This is a genomic window from Streptomyces phytophilus, from assembly GCF_013870535.1.
Classification (GTDB): Bacteria; Actinomycetota; Actinomycetes; order Streptomycetales; family Streptomycetaceae; genus Streptomyces; species Streptomyces phytophilus.
The window spans coordinates 1-3521 of the sequence record NZ_JACBXC010000624.1 but is presented as its reverse complement, the minus strand read 5'-3'; the positions used below and the strand labels follow the sequence as shown (position 1 = coordinate 3521).

Sequence of the window (3521 nt, the reverse complement as noted above, 5' to 3'; positions counted from 1 at the left end):
GGCTGGCGAGCTGCCGGGTGGCGGCCGGGCTGCGCTCGATGACCGCGGCGATGTCGGGGAACGGCACGGCGAACATGTCGTGCAGCACGAAGGCCAGCCGCTCGTCCGGCTCCAGCGTGTCCAGGACGACCAGCAGCGCCTTGCCCACCGAGTCCGCCAGCAGCGCCGCCTCCTCCGGGTCGGCGGCCTCGTCCGCCGGGGCGGCGGGCGGCGGGTCGGCATGCTGGTCGAGCAGCTCCTCGAACAGCTCCTCGCGGCGGGTACGGGCCCGCAGCACGTCCAGGCAGACGCGGCCGACGACGGTGGTGAGCCAGCCGTCGAGGTTCTCGACGGACTCCGCGTCGGTGCGCTGCAGCCTGATCCACGCCTCCTGCACCGCGTCCTCGGCCTCCTCGGCGGAACCGAGCATGCGGCGGGCCACGGCCTCCAGCCGCGGCCGCCTCTTCTCGAACCTGCGGGCCAGCAGCTCGTTCTCGTACATGACCACCATCATCCTCCTCGCCGGTGCCGCCGCGCGGCGGCCGCTCCCACCGCGGCCGGCTGTCACACCGCCCCACCGCCGGACGTCATAGCAGTGTGCACGCCGGAATCCGGCGCCACGAGATTTCCGAAGGAGAGACTTTTCCATGCAACCGCGAATGCAGAATCCGGCCCGGGTTCTCGATGCCACGCAGCCCATCGGCGACATTTACAAGGCAACCTATTCCGGCGGTGTCCCGAAAACCACACTCGACCTGGTCCACCTGCGCACCAGCCAGATCAACGGGTGCAGTTCGTGCGTCGATTCCGGCTCCCGCAATGCCAGGAAGAGCGGCGAGACCGAGGAGCGCCTTTCCGCGGTAGCCGCCTGGCGGGACTCGCCGTATTTCACCGAGGAGGAGCGGGCGGCGCTGGCGCTGACGGAGGCGGCGACGAGAATGGCCGACCGCAGCGACCCGGTGCCCGACGCCCTCTGGGACGAGGTCGCCGGCTGTTACGACGAGAAGGGACTCGCGGCGATCGTGCTCACGATCGCGGTGACCAACATGTTCAACCGGCTGAACGCGACCACCCGGCAGGTGCCGCAGGACTGGGGTGCGTGACCCCGAGTGCCTTGGGCGCCGGCCCGGTCCGCGGTGGGGCGGACCGGGCCGGCTGCGGCCGGGGGCGGCGGGCGAGGCGGTCGGTCGGGCCGTCGGTCAGGTGGGCAGGACGGCCGGGGCACGGGGGCCGATCTCGTCGTCGGAGATCCAGTTGCCGTGGAAGCCGAAGGGGACGCGCCGCGGCAGGTGTACGCGGGCGAGGGGTGCTGCGGTGACGTCGGCGGCGTCGAGGACGACCAGTTCGCTGCGGTCGGTGTTGCCGTCGTGGACGACCGAGAGGATCCACCCGTCGTCCTCCTCCGCGCCGCCCGGCCGGGCCACGAACACCGGCTCCTGCGTCACGCGCCCGGCGCCGAAGTGGTGCGTGGCGGCCTCGCCCGTGACGGTGTCGAACTTGACCAGCGGCCCGGGTTCGAAGCTGCCGCCGCTGTCGCGGTCGACGTCGTCGGACAGCCGCAGGCTCTCGGGGCCGGTGCCGCCGAACCAGCCGTAGCGGTGGGACTGCCCGGCCCGTGCCTGGTTGATCCGGGGCCACTCGATGCTGCGGTCGGACATGATCTGCTCGGAGACGGCGCCCCCGTGCGGCGGGACGGTCCACCGGGCCAGGGCGGGCAGCCCGTCGGCGGGGCCGCGGAACCTGTCGCGGAACACCGTGTCGTAGCGGACGACGTCCATGACGATCGAGCCGTCGGGGGCGTCGTACGCGTTGAGGACGTGGAAGACGTAGCAGCGCGGCGCGTCGAACCACCTGACGTCCGCCGCCGTACCGCCGCGTGGCAGCACGCCGACCCGGGAGGGGTGCTCGTCGTTCCAGCGCATCGGGAGGGCGTCGCCGGGCTGCGGCGTGCCCGCGGCGAGGCGGCCCGCGGCCGCCGCCGAGAGGGTCACCGGGAGGTCGAGCACGACGACGCGGGTGGCGGTCATCGCCATGTCGTGGACCATCGGCACGCCGGGTACGGGCAGGTCGGCGGTGTGCGTCGTGGCGCCGCCGGCGTCGACGACGACGTAGCGCAGGTGCTCGGAAGCGGGGTCGATCAGGTAGGTGACGGCGTGCATCTCGCCGGTCAGCGGGTCGATCTTCGGGTGGGCGGTGAAGCCGGAGCGCAGCGCGCCGTCGGAGTCCCAGGTCCGCATCCGGTTCAGGTCCGGGGTGATCGACACCGGCGCGCCGCCGCCCTCGACGAGGGCGAGGAGCCGGCCGCCCTGGGCGAGGACGTTGGTGTTGGGGGAGTCCTCGGGGACGTCGCCCCGTACGACCCGGTTGCGGTACCACTCGGCGCGCCCGTCGCGCAGCCGGACGCCGTGCACCATGCCCTGGCCCATGAACCAGTGGTGGCCCACGCCGGTTTCGTGCGCGGCGGGGTTGGGGCCGATGCGCAGGAAGCGGCCGGTCAGCTCGCGGGGCAGGGCCCCGGTGACCGGGAGGCCGGAGACGCTCAGCTCGTCGGGGACGGGGGCGAAGTTGCCCTGCAGATAGGGGTTGTCGCCGCGGGTGGCGGTAGCCATCGAGGACTCCGATCGTCACATTGAAACGTGCAGCCTGTACTGTTTCGATGCTCCGGCTTCGGAGCCGGGCGTGCAACGCCGAGGTTCAGACCGTCCAGACCGGGAGATGCCCCATGCCCTCGCTCTCCGCCAGCGCGTACGTCGTGCTCGGCCTCCTTGAGTCCGGCCCCGCGACGCCGTACGCGCTCGATCGCGAAATCCAGCAGAGCGTCGGGCACTTCTGGGACTTCCCGCGGTCCCAGATCTACGCGGAGGCCGCCCGGCTCGTCCGCCGCGGGCTGGTGACGGAGGAGCGGGAGGCAGGTGGCCGCAGACGGCGGACGCTGGCGCTGACCCGGGCGGGGCGGGACACGCTCGCGGCGTGGCTCACCGGCCCGGCGGAGGCGGGGACGGATGTGCGGGACGAGGGCTTGCTGCGGCTGTACTTCCAGCAGGACGAAGCGCCGGACGGGGCGTCGGAGGAAGCGTCGGACGGGGTGTCGGGTGGGGAGCGGGTGCGGCGGCTGGCGGAGGCGCAGGTGGTGGCGCACCGGGCGAAGCTGGCGGAGTTCGAGGCGATTTTGGTGACGGCGGGCGGGGAGGGTGCGGCGGGGCTGGGACCGCGGTTCGACGCTCCGCAGGCGGCGGCGCTGGCGTTCGGGCTGCGGTTCGAGGAGTTGGCGGTGGAGTTCTGGACAGAGATCGCGGAGGGGGGAGCGGGGGTGGTGGATCCGCGTCGGCGGGGACGCTGAGCGGGGGAGGAGGAGGGCTGCCGCGGTGCGGGTGCGGGTGCGGGTGTCGGCGTCGGTGTCGGTGCCGGGGTCCGTGCCGGTGTCCGTGCCCGTTCCCCTGCCTGGGTACGAGGGCAGGGGAGGGTCGCGGCGGGCTAGTGGTTCGGCTCCTCGACGATGACGTCGACCGCCACCGGTTGGCCCACCTTGCTGACCAGCAGGG

Annotated in this window: 4 protein-coding genes; 2 read left to right on the top strand and 2 right to left on the bottom strand. The window is 73.1% G+C overall.

Annotated features, from left to right (window positions below; all coding sequences use genetic code 11):
• Positions 1–490 (bottom strand): sigma-70 family RNA polymerase sigma factor (locus H5J30_RS22480; protein ID WP_181789198.1); only part of this gene is annotated, 490 nt, incomplete at its 3' end.
• A gap of 136 nt (positions 491–626) precedes the next feature.
• Between H5J30_RS22480 and H5J30_RS22475 the strand changes: the two genes are divergently transcribed.
• The gene (locus H5J30_RS22475; protein WP_258563480.1) at positions 627–1082 is read left to right on the top strand and encodes a carboxymuconolactone decarboxylase family protein; all 456 of its coding nucleotides are present in this window, start codon (positions 627–629) and stop codon (positions 1080–1082) included.
• 96 nt (positions 1083–1178) lie between these two features.
• Here H5J30_RS22475 and H5J30_RS22470 read toward each other — a convergent pair whose 3' ends face one another.
• Entirely contained in the window at positions 1179–2588 is a 1410-nt protein-coding gene (locus H5J30_RS22470; RefSeq protein ID WP_181789197.1) for a carotenoid oxygenase family protein, read from the bottom strand.
• A 113-nt stretch (positions 2589–2701) separates the two neighbouring features.
• Here H5J30_RS22470 and H5J30_RS22465 point away from each other — a divergent pair, with 113 nt between their 5' ends.
• Positions 2702–3319 carry a PadR family transcriptional regulator gene (locus H5J30_RS22465; RefSeq protein ID WP_181789196.1) on the top strand — a complete coding sequence of 206 codons (618 nt, stop codon included), beginning with the start codon at positions 2702–2704 and terminating at the stop codon, positions 3317–3319.
• Positions 3320–3521: the final 202 nt, after the last annotated feature.